Raw genomic sequence first — 25,651 nt, forward strand, 5'->3', positions numbered from 1 at the left:
ACCCGCGATGCCGATATCGTCGCCGCGACGCTGGACCTCGGCGCCCGGGCCGCGGCCGCCGGCGCTGCCGCCCTGGTTCTCCGCCAGACCGGCCACCTCGTCAGCGCTCTGCTAGCCGGTGCCGAAACCCGGCCGAATGAGGCAGTTTAAAGATCGTCCGCACCCCGAGCCAACCTCGTGCGAGCCAATAGCACGCAATCGTGGCTCCCGCATACACCAGCAGCACCACGAGGAGGACGAGCGCGCGGCGTGCAGTCTCGCCGTCAGACCCGAGCCAGTCTGCACCGCCGGGGCCGACGATCACGGCCAGCGTCGAGCACAGGACCGCGCTGAGCGCGATCGACAGCGTGGCCGGCCGCAGCAGTTCCCGTGGCACGGCGATGACGCCGAGTCCGCGCACCTGCCACACGATCAGCAACGTGTCGAGCAGGATGCAGGCCGCCCACGCAATGGCTGCGCCCGTGATGCCCACTCTCGGCACGAGGATGAGGTTCAGGGCAACGTTCAGTGCGAGCATCGCCGACTTGTTGGCGAGCTGGTGGCTACTCCGCCCACCCATCAACAGGATCGTCTGCGCGCTCCCGGCGGCGGTTGCAAGCCCCATCCCGAGGCAGAGCACCGCCAGCGCCGGAGCGCCGGTTTCGAACCCAGGACCGAAGAGCGACAAGATGATCGGCGCGAAACAGGCGGCGAACATGTAGCACGGCCAAGCACCGAGCACCATTAGCGCGGAGACGGATCGGTTGATCCGCGCTACCTCGTCGACGTACCGCTGGGACAGCGCACTGCTCAGCCGCGCTCCGAGGGCGAGACGCACAGCCTGCTGGACGAGCTCGCCCGCTCGAGCGCACCGCGTCACCACGGCGTACACCCCGGCCTCCCTGGTGCTGAGCAGAGCAGCCACGATGAGCACGTCGACCCACTCCAGCAGGATCTCGACCGCCGCGGCGACGCCGCGAGCACTCGAGAACCGCCAGAACTGTCCCCGTACGCCGCGACGTATCGCCCCGGATTCGTCGCCGGAGCCGACGACCGAGTGACGTCGTAGCAAGCGGACCACGAGGACGACCGTCAGGGCGAACGTCACGAACAAGGGCGTCAACCAGGCCACCATCACGTTGTTCAGCCCACCGCCGACGCGGAGCACGACGGCGATCAGGATCAACCGGGACAGCGGGAGGAGGACGTTCTGGATGACGGTGTAGGACAAGGCGCTGCTCAAGCCACGCGCCGCGCCGAGCAACACCATCGTCAGCGCAGCAATGACGCTGCAGACCGCCATCACGCGGATCAGGGTGGTGCCGCCGAGGCCAAGGCCGAGCAGATCGGCGATGCCCGGTGCCGTCAGGCAAACGACCGCTGCGCTGGTGACGCCGACGGCGCACACCGGCCCGAGCGCGACGCTGACGAGGGCGTTCAACTCGTTTCGCCGATGACCGGCGACGGCAGCTGAGGTAAACCGCACCAGGCCGGTGTCAGCGCCGAGCTCGAGGATGTTGGCGACGATCACGAACACCGCGACGAGCTTGAAGAATTCGCCGGCTCCTTCCACGGCGAGGTGATGGCCGAGCAGCGCCGCGAGCACGATGTTGGTCGCGGCGTTCAGACCTCCACCCGCAAGGGACACGAGGCCGTTGATGCCGAGACCCCGGCGGCTCATCGTGCCCTCCGTCCGGCTACTTCCGATCGTCTGAGCAGCACCGCTGTGACGATGCCGATGGTCAACCACTGCATGATGTCCAGTCCGTAGTAGGGCACGATCACGCACGCTGAAATCAGTACGGCGTGCAGGCACAGGCTGGTCGGATCGGGCGCACGCCAGGTGGAGGTCAGTGCAGAGAGCAGAAACACCACCAGCAACAGGAGCCCGATCAACCCGTAGCTGAACATCACCATCCAGAGATAGCCCTGCGTTCCCGCGGAGATGCCGTTGCTGATGGACGGCCGCGGAGCGCCGTACCCGAAGACTGGTGAGTCCAGCGACCGCTGCCAGGTCTCCGCATAGAGAGCGGAGCGGGTATCGGTGGAACGTCCGTACTCCTGCCGCTCAGCGACCTGTCCGGGAAGCCCGGCGGCGATGAGTAGGCCGGCTCCGACCCCACCCGCGAGTAGGACCGCGACCGCCGGCCCGACCCTTCCCCGGAACACGAGCCGGCCGCAAACATAGGCAGCGGCAGCGGCGAGCCCGACGAACATGCCGCGATTGGAGGTCGCCGCCGCCGGAGCCGTCATGGCAGCCAAGGCGCACAGCAGCAGAATCCGCTGCCGCCGCCCGACCGCGAACAGCGCGGCGATGACCACCGGGGTCAGCAACACCACCGCCGCGCCCCAGGAGTTGGTGTACGGGAACGGCGCCGCAGGCCGGGCGAACTCGGTCGGCGAGCCCCAGGGATGCTGAATTTCCGCGAAGGTCGGAACGAAGAGGTCGTGCACGTAGTCGTTGCTCGCCAGCCGCGCGGGTAACAGGCTGCCAACGGCGGTGGTGAATCCACCGGCAGGGGCCACCAGGGCCAGGTAGCCCCCGGCCAGTACACAGAGCCATACCGACACCAGCGCGCCGATGACGCGATTGGTCGTCACGAGCTCGGGCGCGTTGTAGACGTACAACATCACCACGGCGACAACCAGCAAGACCGCAAAGCGGAGGGCGTAGCCGATCAGCCGATCGGACGAGTCGATCATCAGCGCACACGGCACGACCCAGCAGACGAACAAGAAGAACAACGCGATCGGCACCGGCAGCCGTACCCGGCGGTGCACAAGCAGGAACGCAGCCATCACTGTGGCCAGCGCGATCGGCGCCAGCTGGATGGCCCCGAGAGCCCACCACAGCGGGAGGCCGAACAGCATCCAGCCGAGCGGCCAGAACGGCAACTGCCGCCGACCGGTCGTCATCGGGCCTCTCCCGAGCCGAGCTGTGCCAACTCGACGTACCGACGCCGCAGCGACATGACGAGCAGCAGCGTGTTCGCGGCGAGCAGGCAGCCGTAGGCGGTCAGGAACACACGCGGCCATGGCAAGAGCAAGAACACGAAGTTCAACAGCCCGGAGTCCGCGGGAAGCTGGATCGCAGACCTCCAACCCGCGGCCGGCACCGGTCGAGGCGTCGAACGGGCCCCGCGCTGCAGTTGCTCCGCGAGGTTCAGAGCGAAGAAGCGGGTTCCGGATACCAGCGCGAATGCCAGCGGCATCAAGAGCGCGGGTGATTCCGCATTCCAGAACCGGCTGAGCGCGATCGCGACGGCGAGGTGCAGGCCGACGTGCCGGCCGCCGTCGACGACGTGGTCGACCCACTCCCCCGCCGGGCCGCCGGTGCCGGTCAACCGAGCGAGTTGACCGTCCGCGGAGTCGAGCACATACCCCGCGAACAGCGCCGTCGCGGCGATCGCGGCGAGAGCCGGCGTCGTCTGCACTGTCGCGATCGCGGCCAGGCCTGCGACGGATAGCACCGCGCTCGCAGCGGTGACCAGGTTCGGGGTCCAGCCGAACCGGGCGGCCACCGCTGCGGCAAGCCTTCCGAGTGGCCGGTTGACATATCGCAGGTACGGCGAAACGCCACCGGCTGACTTCTGCGCGCGGCGGAGCTGCCCGTACGCGTCGGCGATGGTGTTCGTCATGTCAGCCGGGTGATGGTCAGGTCCATCGAGGTGCTCGGCGTACTGCGATAGTTCGAGTGCACCTCGACCGCCACAACGTTGCGTCCGGCAACCAGGCGAGCGGGATCGATGTCGATGGCGTACGGCGCGGCCTTCGCCGTTGTCACCGCCGTCTTCGCGTAGGTCGTCGCAGTGATGCGACCGTCCGGCATGTTCGACCTGCCGACCTCTACGCCGTTGAGATAAACGACAATTCCGTCGTCGGCCCAGGTCGTGAGCCGCAGTTCCTTCATCGCAGCGAGGTCATCCACTGTGAAGGCATGCCGGTGGTACGACGTGATAGCGCGCGTCGTACCTGCCGGGACGTCGATGTTGGTGGCGATGGCGGTGCTGCCCCAGCCGAGTGTCGCTTTGCCCGACTTCCAGCCGCTGTTGTCGTATATCGGCATCGCCCAGTCATCCGGCACCGCCACCGCGTTGTCGAAGTGGTAGTTCCAGGCCGAGCCGCTCGCCACGACCGCCACCCGCAGTGTTGCCACGGTTGTCGAGGCCGACAGGTTTCCCGCCGCGTCGGTCGCCCGGACGAAGAACCGGTCGCTGCCCGAGCTGTACGGCACGTCGATGCTGGTGCTGGTGGTCGTGGCGACTACGCGACCATCGCGGATCACCTCGTAGGTGACACCGGCCGACGGCGACTCCGTCCAGGACAGGTGCGCAACGCTGCCGTCAACCGTGCCGGTCAGCTGACTGGGTGATTCCGGGGCCTGGTGGTCTCGCATCGGGTGGCGCATGAACCCGCCGACCCACTGGCTGGAACCAGAGGTGGTCACCGCCGAAGTGAAGGTGCCACCGACCCAAAGCGTCTCGTCGGCGGCCTGGAAGATCGCCCACGCACCCCGCGAGATGTTCGACGTGGACTTCGGTGTGAACTCGGGGAGGTACTCGCCGGTGCGAGCGTCCCAGGCGCCGACGAACCCGATCTCCTCGCCCTGAGTCCAGGACACCGGCGTCCAGCCGGGCCACGTCCCCGCGTAGTCGATGGTGCCGTAGTAGGCCCAGTCGCCGCAGTGGCAACCGCCGTACACGACGTCCTCGTTGGCCTCGAACGCCTGGCCATCGCCGCCGCCCCTGGTGACAGTGGCACTCTGCAACGTGAAGTCGTCGGTGTCATACGCGAACATGCTGTGCTGGCTGCCGCCGAGCCATACCTTGTCGCCGGCCTCGATGACCGCCTGCTGGTAGGCAACCGACTCGGGCGTCCCGGTACTCCACACCGGATTCCACATCGGCTGTACCAGGGGCGCGCCCGCCGCGGTCGAAAAGGCAGCTCCCTTACGCAGGGCCACACCCCGCGACGCCGTGAAGTAGCCCGCCAAATACACCCTCGTTCCATCGGCTGACACGTCGACTGCGTTCACCGATCCGTTCAGATCCGGGTTCCAGTTCCAGTCCGCGGACCCGTCGCCCGCACGCACCCGGCCCGCGTGCCGGGCGTAGGAGAAGCTCGCCTGCGTATTGCCCTTCAGGTGCGTGAAGTATCCACCGAGGTACAACCACCCACCGTGGACCCGCAGTGAGCGGACGACCGGCGAGCCGCTGGACAACCGGTTCTCGATCGATGCGCCGAAAATGGTCGAGTTCTGGCCGGTCGCCGGGTCGAGCGCGACGAGAGCCGCATGGGGCTGGCCGTTCACGGTGGTGAACTCGCCACCGACCGCGAGCTGCCCGTTCGGCAGCGCCGCCAAGGCCTTCACCTGGTTGTCCAGCACTGGCCGGAACGACGGGATCCACTCCCCCGTGGTGGCATCGAACGCGGCCAAGTAGGACTGCGTGGCCTTCTCGGCCGCCGCTGCGCCTTTCTGGACGGTCGTGAAGTTGCCACCGACGTAGACGACGTTGCCGATCTGCGCGAACGCTGCCACCTCCGAGTCCCACTCGGTCGTGCCGCCGGCACCGAGACCTGTCACACCCCACTGACCCACAAGCGCTCGAGACGACGCCAATGCCTTCATCTCGCGCTCAGGGGAACCGCTGTCGGGCACCTGCTCATACGTCAGGTCCGCTGTCCGCAACATCGGGCGGATCCAGACCTGCGAGAAAGGCGTCGCGTACGACCCGTTGGCGTTCGCCGAGTAAAGGTACGAGTCGGCGCTGGACGAGCCTTGTACGGCCTTGCCGTAATTGAAGCCGACGATCCAGCCGTTCGACAGGCTCTCGTAGGTCCATACCGTCCGGAGGTCGCTGGCTCCGTCCAGCAATCGCGTGGTCGCCGCGTTGGTGTACACGTTGTTGTCGAACGAGTACGACTTCACGGGGTGGCCGGCGGCGAATGCCCAGGTCCACCGATCGCGCGACTGGTAGTCGAATCGGACCTCCTGCCACGCCGACCCGTCAATGGTCGCCGCCCGCCGTACCCGGACGCCATCGGGCAACGCGTCGACGCGCGTGCCGTTCAGCAAGCCGTCGATCGTTGCGTTCGGCAACTGCTTGACTCCGAACGCGGCCGGGCCGGTCACCACATCGCACAGCGCCTTGGCCGAACCCAGGCCCTCGCCGGTGTAGGTCCAGCCGCCGCGGCCACGCCCGACCAGAACCCAGCCGCCGCCATCGGTGGTCATGTCGCAGTAGAACTGCTGGGGTGCCCGAAGTCGTGGCGTCTGCAGCCAGTAAAGACCGTCGGCTGCCTGCGGGTTGAGATTCTTGATCTCCCAGCACGACGCCGCGGCACTGATCTGAGACTTGCCGTCCGGTACCGGCACAGAATCGCTCGAAACCGTCGCCGCCGACACCGCCGTCGGCGTCCACGTCGCAAGACTGCCGACCGTTACAGCGGCAAGGGCGGTTGCGACTGCGCGCGCTACGGAGCGTCGCCGTGTCGTCAAAACTCGTGTACTCATCCCACTCCTCAGGACCTGGATCGCAGGAAGAGAGACAGCTCGCATGGTTCGGTGACGCGGCTCTGCGGACAAACCGTCAGATCGCCTTGCTAGGCAGGGTTTCCATCACAGTACGTGTGCACACGCCGACGTTGCGTCGGACATCTCCGAACGGCGTCATATGTCGAACATGGCCGCCTCTCAAGGCGATGTGAAAGCCAACATTTCGTTAACGGACAGTGATCAGACAGTGACCCGCTACCCCGTCGTATACGCCAGTGGCGTCTTCGACATGTTCCACATCGGGCACCTGAACATCCTCCGTCGCGCCCGTCGGCACTGCGACCACCTCGTGGTCGGAGTTGCCACCGACGACTACGTGCGCCAAGCAAAAGGCCGCGCACCGATCGTGCCGTTCGACGACCGACGAGAGATCGTCGCCTCGATCCGAGGTGTCGACGAGACCGTGGTGGACGAGTCAGAGGACAAGACCATCGCCTGGTCGCGCCGCCATTTCGACGCCATCGTCAAGGGTGACGACTGGCATGGCACGCCGAAGGGTGAGCGTCTCCAGCTGGCGATGGCAGACCTCGGAGTCGCCGTCATCTACCTCCCCTACACGCCGCACACCTCGAGCAGCTTGCTGCGGGCACGCCTGACCGACTCACCCGAGCGGCCGATGGGGCTCGCCAATCCCCGCAGGTCCGGGCTCGGCCCGCACTCGGGATCAATCGCCAGCTAACCGCATTCCGGCCGACATCCAAGGCCGCTCAGACACACCAGCCGCTCGCCATCTCGTCATGCGAGCACCGCATGAAGAGAGGACCCCAAGTGAGCGCCACTTCAGTTTTGACAACTCCTGACACAGCGGTCGAGTTGCCGTTGCAATCGTCCACGCGAGCCGAGATCCGCAGACAGGTAGGCGATCGTCGTACCCGGCGTCGACCAGGATCTTGGTTCGCCGGCGCGGTCGTCGGCGTGGCCTTGGTCGCGACCTGGCCGTCAATCACCCCGATCGTTCTGGTCGCGGCAGCGTGCGCGGTCGCCGTACTCGTCCTCGGCTGCCTGGCGCTTCCGCGCTATCAACGCGCCACATCGACGCGGCCGGCCGTCAGCCTTCTCTTCGCCGGCCCTGCGGCGTCAACGCTCGCATGGTTCTGCGGCGCTTCGGATAGAACGGCGGTCACCCTCGCTGCTGCCTCGGTGACCATCGCGGCCGGAAGCGCTTTGTACGCCGCGTACGCCCGCCACCAGGTCGGTCCCGCGGCAGCGGTGCTGATCGGCAGCACCGCGGACATCACCTGCCTGCTGGACAACCTCCCCCAGTCGGTCGACCCCCGCGCGATTTGCTTGACCGACGGAGCTGCCGATGACGCCACCGGCGGCCGGACGATCCGCGGGATTCCTGTTCTAGGCGATGTGTCGGCCACCCGGGCCGCTCGGTCAGTAGGCGCCGACCAGGTTCTCGTGCTGCCGGGCCGCGACATCACGCCGGCCGCACTGCGCCAGCTCAGCTGGCAGCTCGAGCATGCCGATGTCGAGCTCGCGGTCATGAGTCCGTTGTCGGGCGTGGCGCCCGGACGCATTGCCCCGCATCGGGCCGGCGACCTGCTTGTCCTGTCGGTTCAGCCGAGCCGCCGTTCCCAACTGGTCAGCCTGGCGAAGGACGCGATAGACCGGACCGGCGGCGCACTCATCCTCGCGATCGTTGCCGTGCCCCTCCTTGTCGCCGCGATCGCGATCCGGCTCGACTCGACCGGACCCGCACTCTTCCGCCAGCGCAGGGTCGGAGTCGACGGCAACGAGTTCACGATGTTCAAGCTGCGCAGCATGACCACCGACGCGGAGGACCGGCTCGCCGACCTGCGAGCTCTCAACGAGGGCGCCGGACCGCTGTTCAAGCTGAGCAACGACCCCCGCGTCACCCGCATCGGGAGCTTCATCCGCAAGACGTCACTGGACGAACTGCCGCAACTGTTCAATGTGGTCCGTGGAGAGATGTCGCTCATCGGCCCGCGGCCCGCGCTACCGACCGAGGTTGCCCAGTACACGCCCGAGGAGAGGCGACGCTTGCAGGTAAAGCCCGGCATGACCGGACTGTGGCAGGTCAGCGGCCGCTCCGCGTTGAGCTGGGACCAGTCCATTGCCCTCGACAACTTCTACGTCGACAACTGGACCCTGACGACCGACGTCGCCATCGCCGTACGCACCATCAAGGCTGTCACCACTGCTGACGGCGCGGTGTAGCAGTCACCCGGTTCAGGTAGCGACTGAGGGCAGTGGGCTCGATAGTGGTGCCATGAGGTTGGACCTCCGCCATCTCCGGATCCTTTGCGCCATCGCCGACGCCGGCAGTCTCGGCAAGGCGGCGTCGGCGCTCGGCCTGTCCCAGCCCGCGATGAGCACCCAGTTGCGTCGGCTCGAGCAACTGCTCGGCGGAGAGCTGTTCAGGCGGAGCCCCGCGGGCGTCGAGCCGACCGCCTTTGGTGCGGAGGTGCTGAACCAGGCGCTCGACATCCTGAGCCGGGTGGACGCCTTGCGGCACACGCAGAACGGAGCGTCGCGTCCGGAAGGTGCGACCTTACGGCTGGGAGCGACGATCACCCCGGTCCTGCCCGGGCTGGTGGCGCGGATGAAGGCATCGCACCCGGAGATCGCCGTGACCGTTCGGAGCGAGTACGCCATCGGGTCGCTGTTGGAGATGCTCGAGAACGAGCTCCTCGACGCCGCCCTCGTGCTCGACTATCCGGGCCGGGAGTTGCACGAATCCGCGACGATCGCCACGCGTGCCTTCACAGTCGAGCCTGCGTTCGTGGCGTTGCCCGCGAACCATCCGCTCGCCATGCGGGTCGAGGTTCGACTGTCCGAACTATCGGACGAGGCCTGGTTCGTTACCCCGGACGACGGCATCGGCTGGCCCGAGGTCTTCTACGACGCGTGCGGCCGTGCCGGATTCCGGCCTGACCGGACCTACGAGTTCCAGGACGAGAAGAACCTGCAGAACCTGATCGTCGCCGGCGTCGGCGTCTCGCTCTGCCAGCCGACGATGAAACCGATCCGGGGCATGGTCATCAAGCCGCTCCATGGTTCACCGATCCGCTATCGGCAGCTCCTCGCCTGGCGTCGATACGGCCCGGCCGGATCCGTCGCCGCTTCGTTGCACCGGTTCGCCGCGGAGACCTACCGGGAGCTCGTCATGCAAACGCCGCACTATCAGGCGTGGAGTCAACGGCAGGCGCGAATCTGAAGCCGACCCCGCGGACGGTGTGCACATAGTGCGGCCGGGCAGCGTTGTCGCCGAGCTTGCGCCGCAGCCCGCTCAGATGTACGTCGAGCGTATGGTTCACGTTCGACTTGGACTCCGGCCACACCACCATCGCCAGCTCTCCGCGCGACACGACCTCGCCGACCCGCTTGGCCAGACAGAAGAGCAGATCGAACTCAAGGCGGGACAGCCGCAGCAGCCGTCCGTCGAGCCAGACCTGTCGCCGCCGCGCGTCCAATCGCAGCCCGCCGGCTCCGATCACCTCAGCACGCCGGCGATTCCTTTCGGCAAGAGCCACGCAAACCCTGGCTCGCAGCTGGGCCGGCGAGAAGGGCTTGGAGAGGAAGTCGTCGGCGCCGGCGGCGAGCAGCACGCTCAGGTCGGCGTATCCGCCCGAGTCGATCAGCACGATCGCCGCCGACGTACGGGCTCTCAGTGTGCGAAGGACAGCAGCCGTGCCCAGCTCGGACAAGCTGAGGTCGACGAGGAGGAGGTCGCTCTCCTCGGATTCCAGCGCATCACACGCCGCCATGACCGTGTGGCACCGATGCACCCGATGTCCGGCCTCGCAGAGTGTCCGTCCGACAGCCAATCCCGTGCCCGGCTCCGTCACAAGCAGCGTGTTCGGCGACATTCGGCCATTCGATCAGCGCCTCGTCTGCCCAGCAAGCCACCGGCGCCGATGTTATGACCGACCCATGCAATTACTCAAAGACATCAAGGAATTCTCAAGTGTGATGGAACAGGTGGTGAACACTCACTAGCGTTCCGCGCCATGATCAAACCGCCCAATGTGATCCTGGCAGCCGTCCTGGCCGCCGCGGTGTTGGTACCCGCCAACGCCTCAGCCGCGCCAACGCTCCCCGCCCCGACTCCTCCCACCCCCACAGCCCCGGTCGCAGTGGCAGCCGCCCTTCCCTCGAGGGTCGGCGTCACCATCCGCCCGGCACTCCGGCCGCCCACGCCTGCCGACCCACGGGTCGTCACAGCTTCAGCAGCCAGGCTTCCCGCGCCACAGAAGGTAGCGCCCACTCAGGGACGCCTCGCCGCCAGCTGTACGCCGGGCGAGTTCGGATCACGCACGGGCTCTGCCCTGGTCCATTTCGTCAAGGCGTCGACAGCGGACTGCGTCAACACCCTGTTCAACGTGACCGGCAGAGACGCCTACAACGTCTTCCGCGAGGCGAAGATGGTCACTATCGCCGGAGCCCTCCGCGACACCAATTACCCCGGGAACAACAGCACGAGCGTCAAGCAGCTGGTCATGTTCCTGCGCGCCGGCTACTACGTCCAGTACAACCACCCGACCGACGTGGGAACCTACGGCCCGGCCCTGAAGACCGCGATCCGGTCCGGGCTGGACAGGTTCTTCGGCTCTGCTCCCTCCCGGGACGTCTCCGATGCCAACGGGGAGATCCTCGGCGAAGCGGTGACCCTGATCGACAGCTCGAGCGAGAACGCCCGATACCTCTACGTCGTACGCAGACTCCTCACCGCCTTCAACAGCCAGTACAACGAACTCTGGTACATGCGGAACGCAGTCAACAACGTGTTCACCGTGCTGTTCCGCGGACACTGGCTGGACGACTTCAAGGCCGCCGTTGTAGCCGATCCGTCCATTCTCGATGTCACCTACAAGTTCACCGTCGACAACATCGGATTGCTTGGGACGGCCTCTGGTTTCCTCGTCGCCAACGGCGGAGGGGAGCTCACCCGCTTCCTGGACACCCCGGCCCTCAAGCCGAAGGTTCGCCCCCTCTCGAAGTCGCTGCTCGATCGCTCACGAATGACCGGCGTGACCGCCAAACTCTGGGTCAGAGTCGCCGAACTGGCTGCCCACTACGACAACGCCAATTGCTCCTACTACAAGGTCTGCGACTTCGAGACCGCTCTAGCCAGTGCGGTGCTGCCCATTCGCCACACGTGCAGCTCTACAGTGACCATCCGCGCCCAAGAGATCTCGGCCACGAATCTCAGTACGACCTGCACCAGCCTCGCCGGCCAGGTGAGCTACTTCCACAACAAAGTCCGTAACAGCGGACCGGTCGCCAACGACAACAACACCTCGCTGGAGGTCGTCACCTTCCACTCCAGCGACGACTACAAGACCTACGCCGGCGTGCTTTTCGACATCGACACCAACAACGGCGGGATGTACCTCGAGGGCGACCCGGCCGCCCAAGGAAACGTGCCCCGCTTCATCGCGTACGAGGCCGAGTGGCAACGCCCCACCTTCGCCATCTGGAACCTCAACCACGAGTTCACCCACTACCTCGACGGACGATTCGACATGTACGGCGACTTCGCCGCGGGCCAGGTCGTACCGGCCGTCTGGTGGATCGAAGGTGTGGCCGAGTACATCTCCTACGGCTACCGCGCACTGCCGTACGACGAGGCGCTCGAGGAGGCCAAGCGGCACACCTATTCGCTGAGCACGCTCTGGCAGACGACCTACGAGAACAGCAACACCAACCGAACCTACCGCTGGGGATACCTCGCCGCTCGCTACATGCTCGAGCGACACCCTGACGACGTGGACCGAATGCTGGCCAAGTTCCGCGTCGGTGATTACAGAGGCGGTTACGCCATCTATGCCACCGGCATCGGCACCCGCTACGACGCCGACTTCAACGCCTGGCTGGACAACATCTCCGCTGACCCCACCCCGGAGTGCACCGGGACCGACACCCGCGTCCTGGATCGCAACTGCCGGCGCAGCAACCTCTCAGCCACCACCGGCAACCTCACCCACTTCTACATCTACCTGCCCGCCGGAGTCTCGACACTGCGCATCAACGCCGGCGGAGGCACGGGCAACGCCGACCTGTACTACAACCCCGACACCTGGGCCACCCCCACAACCCACACCGCCCGCTCCACCAACACAACCAACACCGAGTCGATCACCGTCACCACCCCGACCCCTGGCTACCGCTACATCAGCCTCTACGCCACCACCACCTTCTCCGGCACCACCATCACCACCACCTACTAGCCCCCTCCCCCTCGCGCCGATTCGTCCGCATCCCCTGCCACCCCTCCCCTTTTGCGTTGATTCGTCCGAATCCGCCCGCCCACGTCCGCTTCCACGCGAACCCGCCGCGGTTAGGGGCGAGCGGATGCAGACGAATCAACGCAAGGTGGAGGGGCGCGGGTGGAGGGGGCGCGTGTTGCGTTGCGGGGGCCCGCTGCGTCGAGGGGTGACGGGCTGCGGGGTGGGAGCTGCTAGTGGAGGAGGGGGTCTACTGCGGCGGCTACGAAGAGGAGGGCTAGGTAGATGTTGCTGTAGTGGAAGAGGCGCATGGGGCGGAGGGCGGCGCCGTCGGCTCCGGTGTGGGCTCGCGCCAACAGGGCCCACGCTTCGCGGAGGAAGACCACGGCCAGGACCGCGGCAGCGAGGGGATACAGCCAGCCAGTGTTGGCGACAGGCCAGAGCGCCAGGGACGTGATGACCATGACCACGCTGTACGCGAAGATCTGCCGCGCAGTCGCGATCGGGGTGGCGACGACGGGCAGCATCGGTACGTCGACCGAGGCGTAGTCCTCCCGATAACGCATCGCCAGTGCCCAGGTATGCGGCGGCGTCCAGAAGAAGACGACCGCGAACAGGACGAACGGCGTCCAGTCGATGGAGTTCGTGACCGCGGTCCAGCCGATCAGGGTCGGGAAGCAGCCGGCGATCCCGCCCCAGACGATGTTCTGCACGGTCCGGCGCTTGAGCCAGATGGTGTAGACGAAGACGTAGAACAGGTTCGCCACGAGCGCGAGCCCGGACGACAGCCAGTTGACCAGCAGGCCGAGCTCGAGCGTGGCGAGCACGCCCAGGACGATGCCGAAGACCATCGCGGAACGTGGGGAGACCGCGTGCCGGGGCAACGGGCGGCGCCGGGTGCGGCGCATCTGCTCGTCGATGTCGCGGTCGAGCACGCAGTTGATGGTGTTCGCGCTGCCGGAGGCGAGGATGCCGCCGAGCAGAGTGGCGGCGACCACTCCGAGCGCGGGCACACCGTCGGCGGCCAGGAACATCACCGGCACGGTGGTGACCAGGAGCAACTCGATGATGCGCGGCTTGGTCAGGGCGACGTACGCACCGACGATGTCGCGGACCGACGGACGCGGCAGCTCTTCTGCCAGGTCGAAGGAAGGCGGCGTTGCCGGGTACGACGTCGTCGCGGCTGGACGCGGGTCGACGGCCGTCACGAACACCTCGAGCGAATTGAACTGACGCCGGTGGCCGGCGCTGACGGTTCGACAGTCTACGACCGGCCGGCCGGTGCTTTTGCACCACCCGCCCGATGAACGCCGCACTGCCACCGGATGAACCCACAGAGCGATTGGCCGCCCACGCTGTGGGCACGGGAACCGGACCGGGACAACTGAGGGAACAATGAAGACCTGATGACGGTTGGCGAGGGGTGGAAGGGACTGTCCACCCAGGCGAGTAGGCTCGCTTCCGGTGACGCGCGGGGCGTGGTCAGCGGCACGAAATCGTGCTAGCGGACGCTCCTGGAATCGCTCGCCGCCAACGTGCCGAAGCTTTGTGAGAGGAGCGCCGCCGGCGTGACGGAGAAGACCACCCCCGAGCTTGACTGGACCGACCTCGACCAGCGTGCCGTCGACACCGTGCGGGTGCTCGCGATGGACGCCGTGGAGAAGGTCGGCAACGGCCATCCTGGTACGGCGATGAGCCTCGCGCCGGCGGCGTACCTGCTGTTCCAGAAGGTGATGCGGCATAACCCTGCCGATCCCACCTGGGCGGGCCGCGACCGGTTCGTGCTTTCCTGCGGGCACTCCAGCCTGACGCTCTACATCCAGCTCTACCTGGCCGGGTTCGGCCTCGAGCTGGACGACCTGAAGGCGCTGCGCACCTGGGGCAGCCTGACGCCGGGTCACCCCGAGCACGGGCACACCAAGGGCGTCGAGACCACCACCGGGCCGCTCGGCCAGGGTGTCGGCAACGCGGTCGGCATGGCGATGGCCGCCCGCCGCGAGCGCGGTCTGTTCGACCCGGACACGGCCAAGGGCGAGAGCCTGTTCGACCACCACATCTACGCGATCGCGTCGGACGGTGACCTGGAGGAAGGTGTCGCCAGCGAGGCCTCCTCGCTCGCCGGGCACCAGCAGCTGGGCAACCTGACGCTGATCTGGGACGACAACCGGATCTCCATCGAGGACGACACCGCGGTCGCGTTCTCCGAGGACGTCGCCGCCCGCTACGCGGCGTACGGCTGGGACGTCCGCGAGGTCGACTGGACCAACGACGGCACCGGCTACGAGGAGAACGTCCAGGCCCTGTTCGACGCGATCCAGGCGGGTAACGCGGTCACCGACAAGCCGAGCTTCATCCGGCTGCGCACGATCATCGGCTGGCCCGCGCCGGGTAAGCAGAACACCGGCAAGATCCACGGTTCCGCCCTCGGTGCCGACGAGGTCGCGGCCACCAAGAAGGTGCTCGGCTGGGACCCGGAGAAGACGTTCGACGTCGCCGAAGATGTGATCGATCACACCCGTACGGCGATCGACCGGGGCAAGGTCCTCCAGGCCGAGTGGCAGGAGCGGTACGACGCGTGGGCCGCCGCCGAGGTGGAGCGCGCCGCGCTGTTCACCCGGCTGGAGAAGCGTGAGCTGCCCGCGGGCTGGGCCGACGCGCTGCCGACCTGGGACGCGGACGCCAAGGGTGTCGCCACCCGGGTCGCCTCGGGCGAGACGCTGACCAAGCTGGCGCCGAAGCTGCCCGAGCTCTGGGGCGGTTCGGCCGACCTCGCCGGCTCGAACAACACCACCCCGAAGGGTGAGCCGTCCTTCCTGCCCGCGGAGCACTCCACCAAGGAGTTCCAGGGCAACGAGTACGGCCGGGTGCTGCACTTCGGCATCCGCGAGCACGGCATGGGCGCCGTACTGAACGGCATCGCGCTGCACGGTGGGACCCGGCCGTACGGCGGCACGTTCCTCGTCTTCAGCGACTACATGCGCCCGTCGGTCCGGCTGGCGGCGCTGATGAAGCTGCCCGTCACCTACGTGTGGACGCACGACTCGATCGGCCTCGGCGAGGACGGCCCGACGCACCAGCCGGTCGAGCACCTGGCCGCGCTGCGGGCGATCCCGGGTCTGGACGTGGTCCGCCCCGGCGACGCCAACGAAACGGCCGCTGCGTGGCAGGCCGTCCTGGAGAACACCGACCGCCCGGCCGGTATCGCCCTCACCCGGCAGAACGTCCCGACCTACCCGCGGGGAACGGACGGCTTCGCCACCACGGAGAACGTGGCCAAGGGCGGTTACACGCTGCTGGACACCGAGGGCACGCCCGACGTGATCCTGATCGGCACCGGTTCGGAGCTCCAGCTGGCCGTCGAGGCCCGCGCGAAGCTGGCCGAGCAGGGCATCCAGGCGCGCGTCGTGTCGATGGTCTGCCGCGAGTGGTTCGACGAGCAGGACGCGTCGTACCGCGACGAGGTCATCCCGCCGGCGGTGAAAGCCCGGGTCTCGGTCGAGGCTGGGATCTCGCTGGGCTGGCGCGAGGTGGTCGGTGACGCCGGCCGCAGCGTGAGCCTCGAGCACTTCGGTGCCTCGGCGGACTACAAGGTGCTGTTCGACGAGTTCGGCATCACGGCCGCCGCCGTCGTCCAGGCCGCGCAGGACAGCATCGCCGCGGCCACCGAGCTGGGCGGCGCGGGCGTCTCCGTGGGGCGCCACGCCGCCGGACCCGTCGGCCCCGCTGACGAGCCCAACTGAACGACCACAACAGAACATCTCGGAGGGCTTCGGACATGAATGACCGATTGAAAGCACTCGCCGACGCCGGCGTTTCCATCTGGCTAGACGACCTGTCCCGCGACCGCATCACCAGTGGCGGGCTGGCCGGGCTGATCCACGACCAGCACATCAGCGGCGTCACCACCAACCCGACGATCTTCGCCAAGGCGCTGTCGACCGCCACCAAGGACGGCAGCCCGTACGCCGAGCAGGTGGTCGCCCTCGCGAAGGCGGCCACCTCGACCGAGGACGCCGTCCGGGAGATCACCACCGACGACGTGCGCGCCGGCGCCGACCTGTTCAAGCCGGTGTACGACGACACCGACGGCGTCGACGGCCGGGTCTCGATCGAGGTCGACCCGCGGTTGGCGCGCGAGACCGACAAGACGATCGCCGAGGCCAAGGCGTTGTGGGGCACCGTCGGCCGGGAGAACGTCTTCATCAAGATCCCCGCCACCAAGGAAGGGCTGCCTGCGATCACGGCGGTGCTTGCCGAGGGCATCAGTGTGAACGTGACGCTGATCTTCTCCCTCGAGCGGTACCGCGCCGTCGCGGACGCCTTCCTCAGCGGTGTGGAGAAGGCGGTCGACAACGGGCACGACGTGACCAAGCTCGGCAGCGTGGCGTCGTTCTTCGTCAGCCGCGTCGACACCGAGATCGACAAGCGCCTGGACGCCATCGGTTCCGAAGAGGCAAAGGCGCTCAAGGGCAAGGCCGCGATCGCGAACGCGCGCCTGGCCTTCGAGGCGTACGAGGAGATCTTCTCGTCCGACCGCTGGCGCGAGCTCGAGACCGCCGGCGCCAAGCCGCAGCGCCCGCTGTGGGCGTCCACCGGCGTGAAGGACCCGGCGTACCCGGACACCATGTACGTCGACCAGCTGGTCACCCAGGGCGTGGTCAACACGATGCCGCAGGCAACGATCGACGCCTTCGCGGACCACGGCGAGGTCACCGGCGACACGGTTCGCGGTGACTATGACGTCTCCCGCAAGGTGATCGCCGACCTCGAAGGCCTCGGCGTTTCGTACGACGACGTCGTGCAGGTCCTCGAGGACGAGGGCGTCAGCAAGTTCGAGGTGTCCTGGACCGAGCTGCTTGACACGGTCACGGGTGCTCTCAAGGACGCGAAGTGGTGACGGTCGTCCCGTCCGGGGGCGATTGGTCGGCGACCGTCGAGAAGCTCGTCGCGGACAAGATCGCCTCCCGGATCGCCGCCAAGGACGCCACCACCTGGGGTTCCGAGGCCGAAGCCGAGTCGTCGATCCGGCTGAACTGGGTCGACCTGCACGAGACGAGCCGGCCGTTGCTGGCCGAGATCGAGGCCCTGCAGGCGGATCTGCGGGCCGAAGGGCTGGACCGGATCGTGCTTTGCGGCATGGGCGGTTCGTCGCTCGCGCCCGAGGTCATCACCCGTACGGCGGGCGTCGAGCTCGTCGTGCTGGACTCCACCAACCCGAGCGTGATCGCCCGGGCGCTGGCGGGAGACCTGCAGCGCACGGTCATCGTCGTGTCCAGCAAGTCCGGTGGCACGGTCGAGACCGACAGCCAGCGGCGTGCGTTCATCCAGGCCTTCACCGAGGCCGGGATCGACGCCGCCAGCCGGGTCGTCGTGGTCACGGACCCGGGTTCGCCGTTCGAGAAGTTGTCGGCCGACGAGGGCTATCGCAAGACGTTCCTCGCCGATCCGAACGTGGGCGGTCGGTATAGCGCGCTCACCGCGTTCGGCCTGGTCCCGTCGGCGCTGGCCGGTGCGGATGTGGCCGAGCTGCTCGACCAGGCCGCCGAGGTGGCCCCGGCCCTGCAGGCGGACAGCCCGGACAACCCGGCACTCGTGCTCGGCGCCGTGCTGGCCGCGAGCCCGGGCCGCGACAAGGTCATCCTCGCCGCGGACGGCTCCCCCATCGTCGGTTTCCCCGACTGGGCCGAGCAGCTCATCGCCGAGAGCACCGGGAAGAACGGCACCGGCGTGCTGCCGGTCGCGGTCAAGGGCTTGCACGCTCCCGAGCTGCACAGCTCCGCCGCCGACCTGACGCACGGCCTGCTCGTCGCTGACGCCAAGGCGACGGCGCCTGCAAGCGACGTACCGGTTGCAGTCACCTCCGGGTCGCTCGGTGCGCAGCTGCTGTTGTGGGAGACCGCGACGGCCGTTGCCGGTTATCTGCTCGGGATCAACCCGTTCGACCAGCCGGATGTGGAGGCCGCCAAGAACGCCGCTCGCGCTCTGCTGGACGCGCAGCCCGAGCCGGAGGTCGCAGCGTTCACCGATGGCGTGATCGAGGTTCGCGGTTCGGAAGGCCTGCTCGACTCGGTGGACAGCCTCGAAGGCGCGCTCGAGACGTTGCTCGGCAAGCTGGCCGACGACGGGTACTTGGCCGTAATGGCGTACCTGGACTCAGAGCGCGACGACAACCTGCACGCCATCCGTCCGGCCCTCGCCGCCAAGACTGGACGGCCAGTCACCTTCGGTTGGGGACCGCGCTTCCTGCACTCCACCGGGCAGTACCACAAGGGCGGACACCCGCAGGGCGTCTTCCTGCAGATCACCAGCCAGGAACCGACCGACGTCGAGATCCCGGACCGGCCGTTCACCTTCGGCACGCTCATCTCCGCTCAGGCCGCGGGTGACGCCAAGGTGCTGGCCGAGCGTGGCCGTCCGGTGTTGCGCCTGCACCTGACTGACCCGCAGGGCGGCGTGCGGCAGTTGATCGCGCTCCTCCACGGACACGACAAGAGGGAAGACGGGGCATGACCGTAGAGCTGGACGAGGATGGTCTGCCGCTCCCCCCGCACAACCCACTCCGCGACCCGCAGGACCGGCGCCTCCCCCGGATCGCCGGTCCCTGCAGCCTGGTGATCTTCGGCGTCACCGGCGACCTCGCGCGCAAGAAGCTGATGCCCGCGGTGTACGACCTGGCCAACCGCGGGTTGTTGCCGCCGGGGTTCGCGTTGGTCGGTTTCGCCCGGCGCGACTACACCAACCAGGACTTCGCGCAGATCGTGCACGACTCCGTCAAGGAGCACGCGCGGACGCCGTTCCGCGAGGAGGTCTGGCAGCAGCTGGCCGAGGGCTTCCGGTTCGTCCCGGGTGAGCTGACCGATGACGACGCCTTCCGGCGCTTGCGCGAGACCGTCGACGAGCTCGACGTCAACCGCGGCACGGGTGGCAACCACGCGTTCTACCTGTCGATCCCGCCGGGCCTGTTCCCGAAGGTGGTCGAGCAGCTGTCCGAGCACGGTCTCGCCGACGACGTGCCGGGCTCGTGGCGCCGCGTCGTGATCGAGAAGCCGTTCGGGCATGACCTGCAGAGCGCGCGCGAACTGAACAAGGTCGTCGAGTCGGTGTTCCCGCCGCAGGCCGTGTTCCGGATCGACCACTACCTGGGCAAGGAGACCGTCCAGAACATGTTGGCGCTGCGGTTCGCCAACTCGATGTTCGAGCCGGTCTGGAACAGCCACTACGTCGACCACGTCCAGATCACCATGGCCGAGGACATCGGCATCGGCGGCCGAGCCGGGTACTACGACGGCATCGGCGCCGCCCGCGACGTGATCCAGAACCACCTGCTCCAACTGCTCGCGCTCACCGCGATGGAGGAGCCGGTCAGCTTCGACGCGTGGTCTCTCCGGCAAGAGAAGAAGAAGGTGCTCGCGGCGGTCAAACTGCCCGATCGCCTCGACCTGCACACCGCCCGCGGGCAGTACGCCCACGGCTGGGCAGGCGGCACCAAGGTCAAGGGCTACCTGGAGGAAGACGGTATCCCCGCCGACTCCACGACCGAGACGTTCGCCGCGATCCGGGTCGACGTGGACACGCGTCGCTGGGCCGGGGTCCCGTTCTACCTGCGCACGGGTAAGCGCCTCGGCCGCCGGGTGACGGAGGTGGCCGTGATGTTCAAGCGCGCGCCGCACCTGCCGTTCAACGCGACGGAGACCGAGGAGCTCGGGCAGAACGCGCTGGTGATGCGGATCCAGCCCGATGAGGGCATCACCATGCGGTTCGGCGCGAAGGTGCCCGGCACGATGATGGAGATCCGCGACGTGAACATGGACTTCGCGTACGGCGGCTCGTTCACCGAGTCGTCGCCGGAGGCCTACGAGCGGCTGATCCTCGACGTACTGCTGGGTGATCCGCCGTTGTTCCCGCAGCACACCGAGGTGGAGCTGGGCTGGAAGATCCTCGACCCGGTGATCAACTACTGGGCCGAGCACGGCAAGCCCGAGCAGTACGCGTCCGGCGACTGGGGTCCGGACTCCGCGCACGAGATGCTCGCCCGCGACGGACGCGCCTGGAGGCGGCCATGATCATCGATCTGACCGATACGACGTCCAGCCAGATCGCGTCCGCCCTGCTGAAGGCCCGGCGTAATGCGGGCAGCCCGGCAATGGGCATGATCGGCACCATCGTGGTCGTGGTCGACGAGGCCTCGCACCACGATGCGCTCAAGGCGGCGAACGAGGCCGGCCGTGAGCACCCGTCCCGCGTCCTGGTCGCGATCCTGCGGCCCGGCCGTGGCGCCAGCGGCCTCGACGCGGAGGTTCGCGTCGGCGAGGGCGTGCCGGGTGAGGCCGTACTGCTGCGGCTGCACGGCGAGCTGGCGAAGGTGCCGCAGTCGGTCATCACGCCGCTGCTGCTGCCGGACTCCCCCGTCATCGTCTGGTGGCCGGGTGGCGGTCCGAAGGTCCCGCACGACGACCCGCTGGGCCACCTCGCCCGGCGCCGGGTGACCGACGCGGCGGCGACCCGTCGGGCGGCGGTCGACTTCACCGCTCGCGCCGAGGGGTACGCCCCGGGCGACACCGATTTCGCGTGGTCGCGGTTGACGCCGTGGCGGGCGTTGATGGCCGCCGCGCTGGACCAGTTCCCGACCGAGGTCACCGGTGCCGAGGTGGTATCGGCCAAGGGCAACGCCAGCGCGGATCTGATGTCCGCTTGGCTGCAGAGCCGGCTGGACATCCCGGTCGAGCAGAAGGTCTCGCGTGGGCCGGGTCTGACGGCCATTCGGCTGTTCACTCCCGCCGGGCCGATCGCGTTGACCCGGCCGGACGGCGCCATCGCGACGTTCAGCATTCCGGGTCAGCCGGACCGGCCGGTGGCGCTGAAGCGGCGTGGCACGGCCGAGCTGCTGAGCGAGGAGCTGCGGCGTCTCGATCCCGACGACGTGTATGCGCAGACATTGTTGTGCCTGGTCGAGCGGGAGAAGGCGCCGGAGTCGGCCAAAAAGCTCACCGCCGCCCAGCGGAGCTCGACCCAGACCGCGGTGAAGAAGGCGGCGGCCGCGACGGCTAAGGCGCCGGTCAAGACCACGACCAAGAAGCCTGCGCCGGGTAAGAAGACGGCGGCTAAGTCTGCAGCTTCGAAGAAGAAGCCGGCCAAGAAGGCATGAGTTCACCGTCCATCCTGGTGCAGGCCGACGCGGCGGCGCTGACCCATGCGGCGGCCGCGCGGCTCATCACCCGTCTCGTCGATGTCCAGGCGAGCGGCCGGATCGCGCACGTCGTACTGACCGGAGGCCGGATCGCCGCCGCCATCTACCAGGTGGTGGCGGCCTCCCCGGCCCGCAGTGCCGTCGATTGGAAGCGGGTCGACTTCTGGTGGGGCGACGAGCGCTTCCTGCCGGACGGCGATCCCGAGCGGAACGAGACCCAGGCCCGCAACGCGTTCCTCAACTCGGTCGGCGTCGACCCTTCGCGCGTCCACCCGATGCCGGCAGACGTTGGCCAGGGGGCGGAGAAGGCCGCGGCGGACTACGCCTCGAGCCTCGCGGCAGCAGCCGGCCCCGGCGACCACGGCGGCGTACCGACGTTCGACATCTTGATGCTGGGCGTCGGGCCGGATGGTCACGTCGCCTCGCTCTTCCCCGAGCAGCCCGCTTTGCACGAGCAGGAGCGTTCGGTCGTGGCCGTGCACGGTGCGCCCAAACCGCCGCCGACGCGGGTCTCGCTGACCCAGCCGGCGTTGGCCCGGGCGAGCGAGGTGTGGTTCGTCGTCTCCGGCGAGGACAAGGCGCAGGCCGTACGGCTCGCGCTATCCGGTGCGGGCGAATTGCAGATTCCCGCCGCTGCACCGAAGGGCTTGAACCGCACCCTCTGGCTTCTCGACGAGGCCGCGGCAGGCCAAATCCCCAAGCAGGTAAGGGCTCCCCGCACATGACCTCGTTCCTGGACCTCCACGCCAGCGGTGGGCTGCTGATGCCGAACGCCTGGGATGCGGGCAGCGCCATCGTGCTCGCCGAGGCGGGATTCGCCGCGCTGGCCACCACCAGCGCGGGTATCGCCTTCTCCCTCGGGAAGGGCGATCACGCCAAGCCGGATGGCGCTCCCTCGGTATCGCGCGACGAGATGTTCGACCGCATCCGCCAGATCACCTCGGCTGTCGACGTGCCCGTCAACGGCGACCTTGAAAACGGGTACGGCGCTGCGCCCTCGGCCGTCGCGGACACGGTCCGCCTCGCGGTGGAAGCCGGTCTGGCCGGTGGCAACATCGAGGACTTCGACGGATCCGGCCTGTACGACGACGGGCTGGCCGCCGAACGAATCGCGGCCGCGCGGGAGGCCGCCGGCGCCGACTTCGTGCTCACGGCCCGGACCGACGGCCAACTGGTGGGAGCGCCAGAGGGCCTCGCCGGATCCATCCGCCGCGCAAACGTCTATCGCGCCGCAGGTGCCGACTGCCTGTTCGTCCCGGGCGTCAACGATCTCGACAGCATCACCACACTGGTCCGTGAGATCGACGGCCCGCTCAACGTCGTACTGGGCCTCGGAAGCACCGACCTCACCGTCTCCGCCCTGCGGGAGGCCGGCGTGGCCCGGATGAGCCTCGGCGGCAGCATCGCCCGGGCCGCCCTCGGCTTCATCCGCGACAGCGCCCGCGAACTACTCGACCAGGGCACGCTCGGCTTCGCGACCCGACAGATCCCCCAAGGCGACCTCAACACCCTCTTCGCCAACCGCGCCCAGCGGCCTTAGGTGGCTTTGCGCGTGTAGGTGGTCGATGGCGGCGAGGATCGCGGCGATGCCGGTTAGCAGGCCGACGAGTGTGGCGGCCAAGGCCGTCAGCCGTAGTACGTCACCCTCGGGCTCGATCAAGAGGTCGAACAGGCCTGACGCGAAGAGGAAGCCTGTGCCAACCCAGGCGCCTGCCAGGGAGAACCACGTCGAGCGGCCGTGCACGAAGACCAGAAGGCTCACGGCACCAGCAACGGCTATCAGCGCCCGCACCAGGTAGAACGTCTTCTGAGCGGCAGTCTCCACCGCTGTCGGTTGCCCGCCCAACTGGCCGCCAGTAACCGCCCACGCGATCTGCATCCCCGCGAAGCCAGTGGCAACAACAGCTCCCGCCTTGGCGATCAGTAGCTGCAAGTCGTGCGTCGCTCCCCTACGGAGCTCAGTGGTCTCGAACAGCGCGGCCCAGCGATCCCGTGCGTACAAGGCGAAGGCAATCGTCAGACCGACTGCCTGCAAGGTGAAACCGCCATAGACGACTGCGAAGACCCACCCATCCAACGTGGCTCCACTAGCGGCCGGTGATCCCCCAACGATGAGCTGGACCAGTACGCCGAGCGGCAACCCGAGCGCGATCGGCGCGAGCAGACCCGTACCAACCCACATCGGCACCAGCACCAGCCAGGCCGGGATCCGCCTGCCCCATCGATACGTGAACGCCAGCACGATCACGATCGCGACCAGGTCCATCCCCATCGTCACTACGTTCGCCACCACGACCGACGACCGCGTCATTTGCTCGTCGGCACCACCGATACCACTGCCAAAGATCCACGCCAGCTTCAACCCGACGTACGGCAAACAAGCCGCGATGGTCAGCCAACACGTCAAAACCCGAACTCTCGTCATGCCCTCACTCTGGCCCGCTTGGGATTCCGTCACCTCCCGCGCGAGCATGACCGCTCTCCCCCGCCCGAGTGACCCCGTAACCGGCCAACTCGATGGCCGCGTGAAGCTCGGCAAGCGTCTCTTCGGCCTCAACCGTGACCGTCCCTGCCGCGAGATCCACCGCCACCATCGTCACGCCTGGAAGAGCCTCCAGCTCCTCGCTGACGAGCACCTCGCAATTGCGGCAAGTCATACCTTCGACGGCGATCGTGTGCGCGGCCATCACAGCTCCGCCAACGGCTCGAGCGTCTGGGTCAGCTGGTGAGCGCGCCGCATCCTGCCGTCCGGCGCGAACTCCGCCATCAACTGGACCTCCGTCGACATCACCCGGCCGCTGCGCAGCTCGGCATGTACGGCGAACCGGGCCGCGAGCTTTTCGTCGTACCGCCAGACCTCATGAAAGTCGTATCGATAGCGGCGCAGATTGCGTTGCACCGGGCGCACGTGCTGCACCAGCCGGGCCCGGTCCATCCGGACACCGTCCACGATCTGCTCGATATCCGCGGTGTAGTAGCGATCCACGATCAACTCGACCGCGTCGGGATCGGCCAGCACCTCCTCGGTGAAACCGGCGAAGAACTCCTGCAGGAACTGCCCGGGCGGGCTTATCTTTGACATAGCGTAAAAGATAATCCGATGCCCTATTCTTGACAAGGTGTCAGAGATCACCGCACCGCGTGCCCGTCGTCGACGCGCCGATGCCGATCGCAGCAGGCAGGCGATACTCGCCGCCGCGATCGACGTGCTGGACGAGAACGGCGAGGCCGGGTTGGAGGTGATCGCCGCCGCGGCGAAGGTCACCCGGCAGACGATCTACGCGCACTTTCCGAATCGCGCCGCGCTCGTGGATGCCGTACTAGCTGAGCTGACCGCGGAAGTGATCGCGTCTCTCGATCGCCTCGACCCGGATCTGCCGGCACCCGATGCCCTGCACGCCTTCTTGGAAACCGGGTGGCGATCCTTTGAGCGCCACCCGTTGCTGCTGAGCCCGGGGACGATCGGCAGCGGAGCCGAAGACCTACACGCGCCAGTGCTCGACCACCTGCGCGGAATCATCAAGCGCGGCAAGGCAGACGGCTCATTCCCGACGAAACTCGCGACGGACTGGCTGCTGATCGCACTGATGGCACTCGGCCACGCAGCCGGCGAAGCTGTCGCGGCCGGAGCGATGACGCGCAAAGCGGCCTGGGCCGGTTATCGCTCCAGCGTTGACAGGCTGGTTGGCATTTAGGCCTTATCGGGCAGGGAATTCGATGCTGGTCGAATCGCGC

21 protein-coding genes are annotated in these 25,651 nt (G+C 67.7%); 12 read left to right on the forward strand and 9 right to left on the reverse strand.

What is annotated here, in order from left to right; genetic code table 11:
- Positions 1-100 precede the first annotated feature (100 nt).
- The 4 genes from OG394_RS09225 to OG394_RS09240 are packed head-to-tail and all read right to left on the reverse strand — an operon-like array spanning position 101 to position 6,493.
- Positions 101-1,660 carry a lipopolysaccharide biosynthesis protein gene (locus OG394_RS09225; protein WP_328994653.1) on the reverse strand — a complete coding sequence of 520 codons (1,560 nt, stop codon included), beginning with the start codon at positions 1,658-1,660 and terminating at the stop codon, positions 101-103.
- Positions 1,657-2,895: a hypothetical protein gene (locus tag OG394_RS09230; protein WP_328994654.1), complete on the reverse strand. Its 1,239-nt coding sequence runs from the start codon at positions 2,893-2,895 to the stop codon at positions 1,657-1,659. The genes OG394_RS09225 and OG394_RS09230 overlap by 4 nt, the downstream gene beginning before the upstream one ends.
- On the reverse strand, positions 2,892-3,617 hold the full coding sequence (locus tag OG394_RS09235) for a CDP-alcohol phosphatidyltransferase family protein (RefSeq protein ID WP_328994656.1): 726 nt from the start codon (positions 3,615-3,617) through the stop codon (positions 2,892-2,894). The genes OG394_RS09230 and OG394_RS09235 overlap by 4 nt, the downstream gene beginning before the upstream one ends.
- Positions 3,614-6,493, reverse strand: a complete 2,880-nt coding sequence (locus OG394_RS09240; RefSeq protein WP_328994658.1) for a fibrinogen-like YCDxxxxGGGW domain-containing protein — start codon at positions 6,491-6,493, stop codon at positions 3,614-3,616. Before OG394_RS09240 ends, OG394_RS09235 begins: the two co-directional genes overlap by 4 nt.
- A gap of 229 nt (positions 6,494-6,722) precedes the next feature.
- Between OG394_RS09240 and OG394_RS09245 the strand changes: the two genes are divergently transcribed.
- The 3 genes from OG394_RS09245 (at position 6,723) to OG394_RS09255 (ending at position 9,719) form a co-directional block, all read left to right on the forward strand.
- Complete coding sequence (locus tag OG394_RS09245; RefSeq protein ID WP_328994659.1) at positions 6,723-7,214, forward strand: adenylyltransferase/cytidyltransferase family protein; 492 nt, start codon at positions 6,723-6,725, stop codon at positions 7,212-7,214.
- A 236-nt stretch (positions 7,215-7,450) separates the two neighbouring features.
- A complete protein-coding gene (locus OG394_RS09250) occupies positions 7,451-8,719 on the forward strand; it encodes a sugar transferase (protein ID WP_328994660.1) in 1,269 nt (422 codons plus the stop codon).
- Positions 8,720-8,771: 52 nt separating this feature from the next.
- Positions 8,772-9,719: a LysR family transcriptional regulator gene (locus OG394_RS09255; protein ID WP_328994661.1), complete on the forward strand. Its 948-nt coding sequence runs from the start codon at positions 8,772-8,774 to the stop codon at positions 9,717-9,719.
- On the opposite strand, the gene OG394_RS09260 is transcribed toward OG394_RS09255, so the two are convergent.
- Positions 9,667-10,371: a response regulator transcription factor gene (locus OG394_RS09260; RefSeq protein ID WP_328994662.1), complete on the reverse strand. Its 705-nt coding sequence runs from the start codon at positions 10,369-10,371 to the stop codon at positions 9,667-9,669. The two genes, OG394_RS09255 and OG394_RS09260, sit on opposite strands and share 53 nt — an antisense overlap.
- Positions 10,372-10,512: 141 nt before the next feature.
- Between OG394_RS09260 and OG394_RS09265 the strand changes: the two genes are divergently transcribed.
- Positions 10,513-12,732 (forward strand): M9 family metallopeptidase, encoded by a 2,220-nt coding sequence (locus OG394_RS09265; protein WP_328994664.1) that lies wholly within the window; start codon positions 10,513-10,515, stop codon positions 12,730-12,732.
- A gap of 230 nt (positions 12,733-12,962) precedes the next feature.
- On the opposite strand, the gene OG394_RS09270 is transcribed toward OG394_RS09265, so the two are convergent.
- The gene (locus OG394_RS09270; protein WP_442914278.1) at positions 12,963-13,937 is read right to left on the reverse strand and encodes a heme o synthase; all 975 of its coding nucleotides are present in this window, start codon (positions 13,935-13,937) and stop codon (positions 12,963-12,965) included.
- A gap of 360 nt (positions 13,938-14,297) precedes the next feature.
- Between OG394_RS09270 and tkt the strand changes: the two genes are divergently transcribed.
- Genes tkt through OG394_RS09305 form a run of 7 tightly spaced genes read left to right on the forward strand, consistent with a single transcriptional unit; the run spans position 14,298 to position 23,456 of the window.
- Positions 14,298-16,469 (forward strand): transketolase, encoded by a 2,172-nt coding sequence (tkt, locus tag OG394_RS09275; RefSeq protein ID WP_328994666.1) that lies wholly within the window; start codon positions 14,298-14,300, stop codon positions 16,467-16,469.
- Positions 16,470-16,504: 35 nt separating this feature from the next.
- The gene (gene tal, locus OG394_RS09280) at positions 16,505-17,626 is read left to right on the forward strand and encodes a transaldolase (RefSeq protein WP_328994667.1); all 1,122 of its coding nucleotides are present in this window, start codon (positions 16,505-16,507) and stop codon (positions 17,624-17,626) included.
- Entirely contained in the window at positions 17,620-19,239 is a 1,620-nt protein-coding gene (locus tag OG394_RS09285; RefSeq protein WP_328994668.1) for a glucose-6-phosphate isomerase, read from the forward strand. Before tal ends, OG394_RS09285 begins: the two co-directional genes overlap by 7 nt.
- Positions 19,236-20,792: a glucose-6-phosphate dehydrogenase gene (gene zwf / locus OG394_RS09290; protein WP_328994669.1), complete on the forward strand. Its 1,557-nt coding sequence runs from the start codon at positions 19,236-19,238 to the stop codon at positions 20,790-20,792. The genes OG394_RS09285 and zwf overlap by 4 nt, the downstream gene beginning before the upstream one ends.
- The gene (locus OG394_RS09295) at positions 20,789-21,874 is read left to right on the forward strand and encodes a glucose-6-phosphate dehydrogenase assembly protein OpcA (protein WP_328994670.1); all 1,086 of its coding nucleotides are present in this window, start codon (positions 20,789-20,791) and stop codon (positions 21,872-21,874) included. The genes zwf and OG394_RS09295 overlap by 4 nt, the downstream gene beginning before the upstream one ends.
- Positions 21,871-22,641, forward strand: coding sequence for a 6-phosphogluconolactonase (gene pgl, locus OG394_RS09300; RefSeq protein ID WP_328994671.1), 771 nt, complete (start codon positions 21,871-21,873; stop codon positions 22,639-22,641). The genes OG394_RS09295 and pgl overlap by 4 nt, the downstream gene beginning before the upstream one ends.
- Positions 22,638-23,456, forward strand: a complete 819-nt coding sequence (locus OG394_RS09305) for an isocitrate lyase/PEP mutase family protein (RefSeq protein ID WP_328994672.1) — start codon at positions 22,638-22,640, stop codon at positions 23,454-23,456. The genes pgl and OG394_RS09305 overlap by 4 nt, the downstream gene beginning before the upstream one ends.
- On the opposite strand, the gene OG394_RS09310 is transcribed toward OG394_RS09305, so the two are convergent.
- Genes OG394_RS09310 through OG394_RS09320 form a run of 3 tightly spaced genes read right to left on the reverse strand, consistent with a single transcriptional unit; the run spans position 23,364 to position 24,998 of the window.
- Complete coding sequence (locus OG394_RS09310; protein ID WP_328994673.1) at positions 23,364-24,341, reverse strand: hypothetical protein; 978 nt, start codon at positions 24,339-24,341, stop codon at positions 23,364-23,366. The genes OG394_RS09305 and OG394_RS09310 overlap by 93 nt on opposite strands.
- A gap of 4 nt (positions 24,342-24,345) precedes the next feature.
- Positions 24,346-24,603 (reverse strand): heavy-metal-associated domain-containing protein, encoded by a 258-nt coding sequence (locus OG394_RS09315; RefSeq protein WP_328994674.1) that lies wholly within the window; start codon positions 24,601-24,603, stop codon positions 24,346-24,348.
- A complete protein-coding gene (locus tag OG394_RS09320) occupies positions 24,603-24,998 on the reverse strand; it encodes a nuclear transport factor 2 family protein (RefSeq protein ID WP_328994675.1) in 396 nt (131 codons plus the stop codon). The genes OG394_RS09315 and OG394_RS09320 overlap by 1 nt, the downstream gene beginning before the upstream one ends.
- 37 nt (positions 24,999-25,035) lie before the next feature.
- On the opposite strand from OG394_RS09320, the gene OG394_RS09325 reads away from it, so the two are divergent.
- Positions 25,036-25,611, forward strand: coding sequence for a TetR/AcrR family transcriptional regulator (locus OG394_RS09325; RefSeq protein ID WP_328994676.1), 576 nt, complete (start codon positions 25,036-25,038; stop codon positions 25,609-25,611).
- The last annotated feature ends 40 nt before the right edge of the window (positions 25,612-25,651 follow it).

The sequence above is a fragment of the Kribbella sp. NBC_01245 genome (assembly GCF_036226525.1).
Classification (GTDB): domain Bacteria; phylum Actinomycetota; class Actinomycetes; order Propionibacteriales; family Kribbellaceae; genus Kribbella.

What these genes read in the sequence shown, in the direction of transcription:
- OG394_RS09225 (WP_328994653.1), bottom strand. Translation starts at nt 1,660, where the DNA reads ATGAGCCGCCGGGGTCTCGGCATCAACGGCCTCGTGTCCCTTGCGGGT.
- OG394_RS09230 (WP_328994654.1), bottom strand. Translation starts at nt 2,895, where the DNA reads ATGACGACCGGTCGGCGGCAGTTGCCGTTCTGGCCGCTCGGCTGGATG.
- OG394_RS09235 (WP_328994656.1), bottom strand. Translation starts at nt 3,617, where the DNA reads ATGACGAACACCATCGCCGACGCGTACGGGCAGCTCCGCCGCGCGCAG.
- OG394_RS09240 (WP_328994658.1), bottom strand. Translation starts at nt 6,493, where the DNA reads ATGAGTACACGAGTTTTGACGACACGGCGACGCTCCGTAGCGCGCGCA.
- OG394_RS09255 (WP_328994661.1), top strand. Translation starts at nt 8,772, where the DNA reads ATGAGGTTGGACCTCCGCCATCTCCGGATCCTTTGCGCCATCGCCGAC.
- OG394_RS09260 (WP_328994662.1), bottom strand. Translation starts at nt 10,371, where the DNA reads ATGTCGCCGAACACGCTGCTTGTGACGGAGCCGGGCACGGGATTGGCT.
- OG394_RS09265 (WP_328994664.1), top strand. Translation starts at nt 10,513, where the DNA reads ATGATCAAACCGCCCAATGTGATCCTGGCAGCCGTCCTGGCCGCCGCG.
- tal (WP_328994667.1), top strand. Translation starts at nt 16,505, where the DNA reads ATGAATGACCGATTGAAAGCACTCGCCGACGCCGGCGTTTCCATCTGG.
- zwf (WP_328994669.1), top strand. Translation starts at nt 19,236, where the DNA reads ATGACCGTAGAGCTGGACGAGGATGGTCTGCCGCTCCCCCCGCACAAC.
- OG394_RS09295 (WP_328994670.1), top strand. Translation starts at nt 20,789, where the DNA reads ATGATCATCGATCTGACCGATACGACGTCCAGCCAGATCGCGTCCGCC.
- pgl (WP_328994671.1), top strand. Translation starts at nt 21,871, where the DNA reads ATGAGTTCACCGTCCATCCTGGTGCAGGCCGACGCGGCGGCGCTGACC.
- OG394_RS09305 (WP_328994672.1), top strand. Translation starts at nt 22,638, where the DNA reads ATGACCTCGTTCCTGGACCTCCACGCCAGCGGTGGGCTGCTGATGCCG.
- OG394_RS09310 (WP_328994673.1), bottom strand. Translation starts at nt 24,341, where the DNA reads ATGACGAGAGTTCGGGTTTTGACGTGTTGGCTGACCATCGCGGCTTGT.
- OG394_RS09315 (WP_328994674.1), bottom strand. Translation starts at nt 24,603, where the DNA reads ATGGCCGCGCACACGATCGCCGTCGAAGGTATGACTTGCCGCAATTGC.
- OG394_RS09320 (WP_328994675.1), bottom strand. Translation starts at nt 24,998, where the DNA reads ATGTCAAAGATAAGCCCGCCCGGGCAGTTCCTGCAGGAGTTCTTCGCC.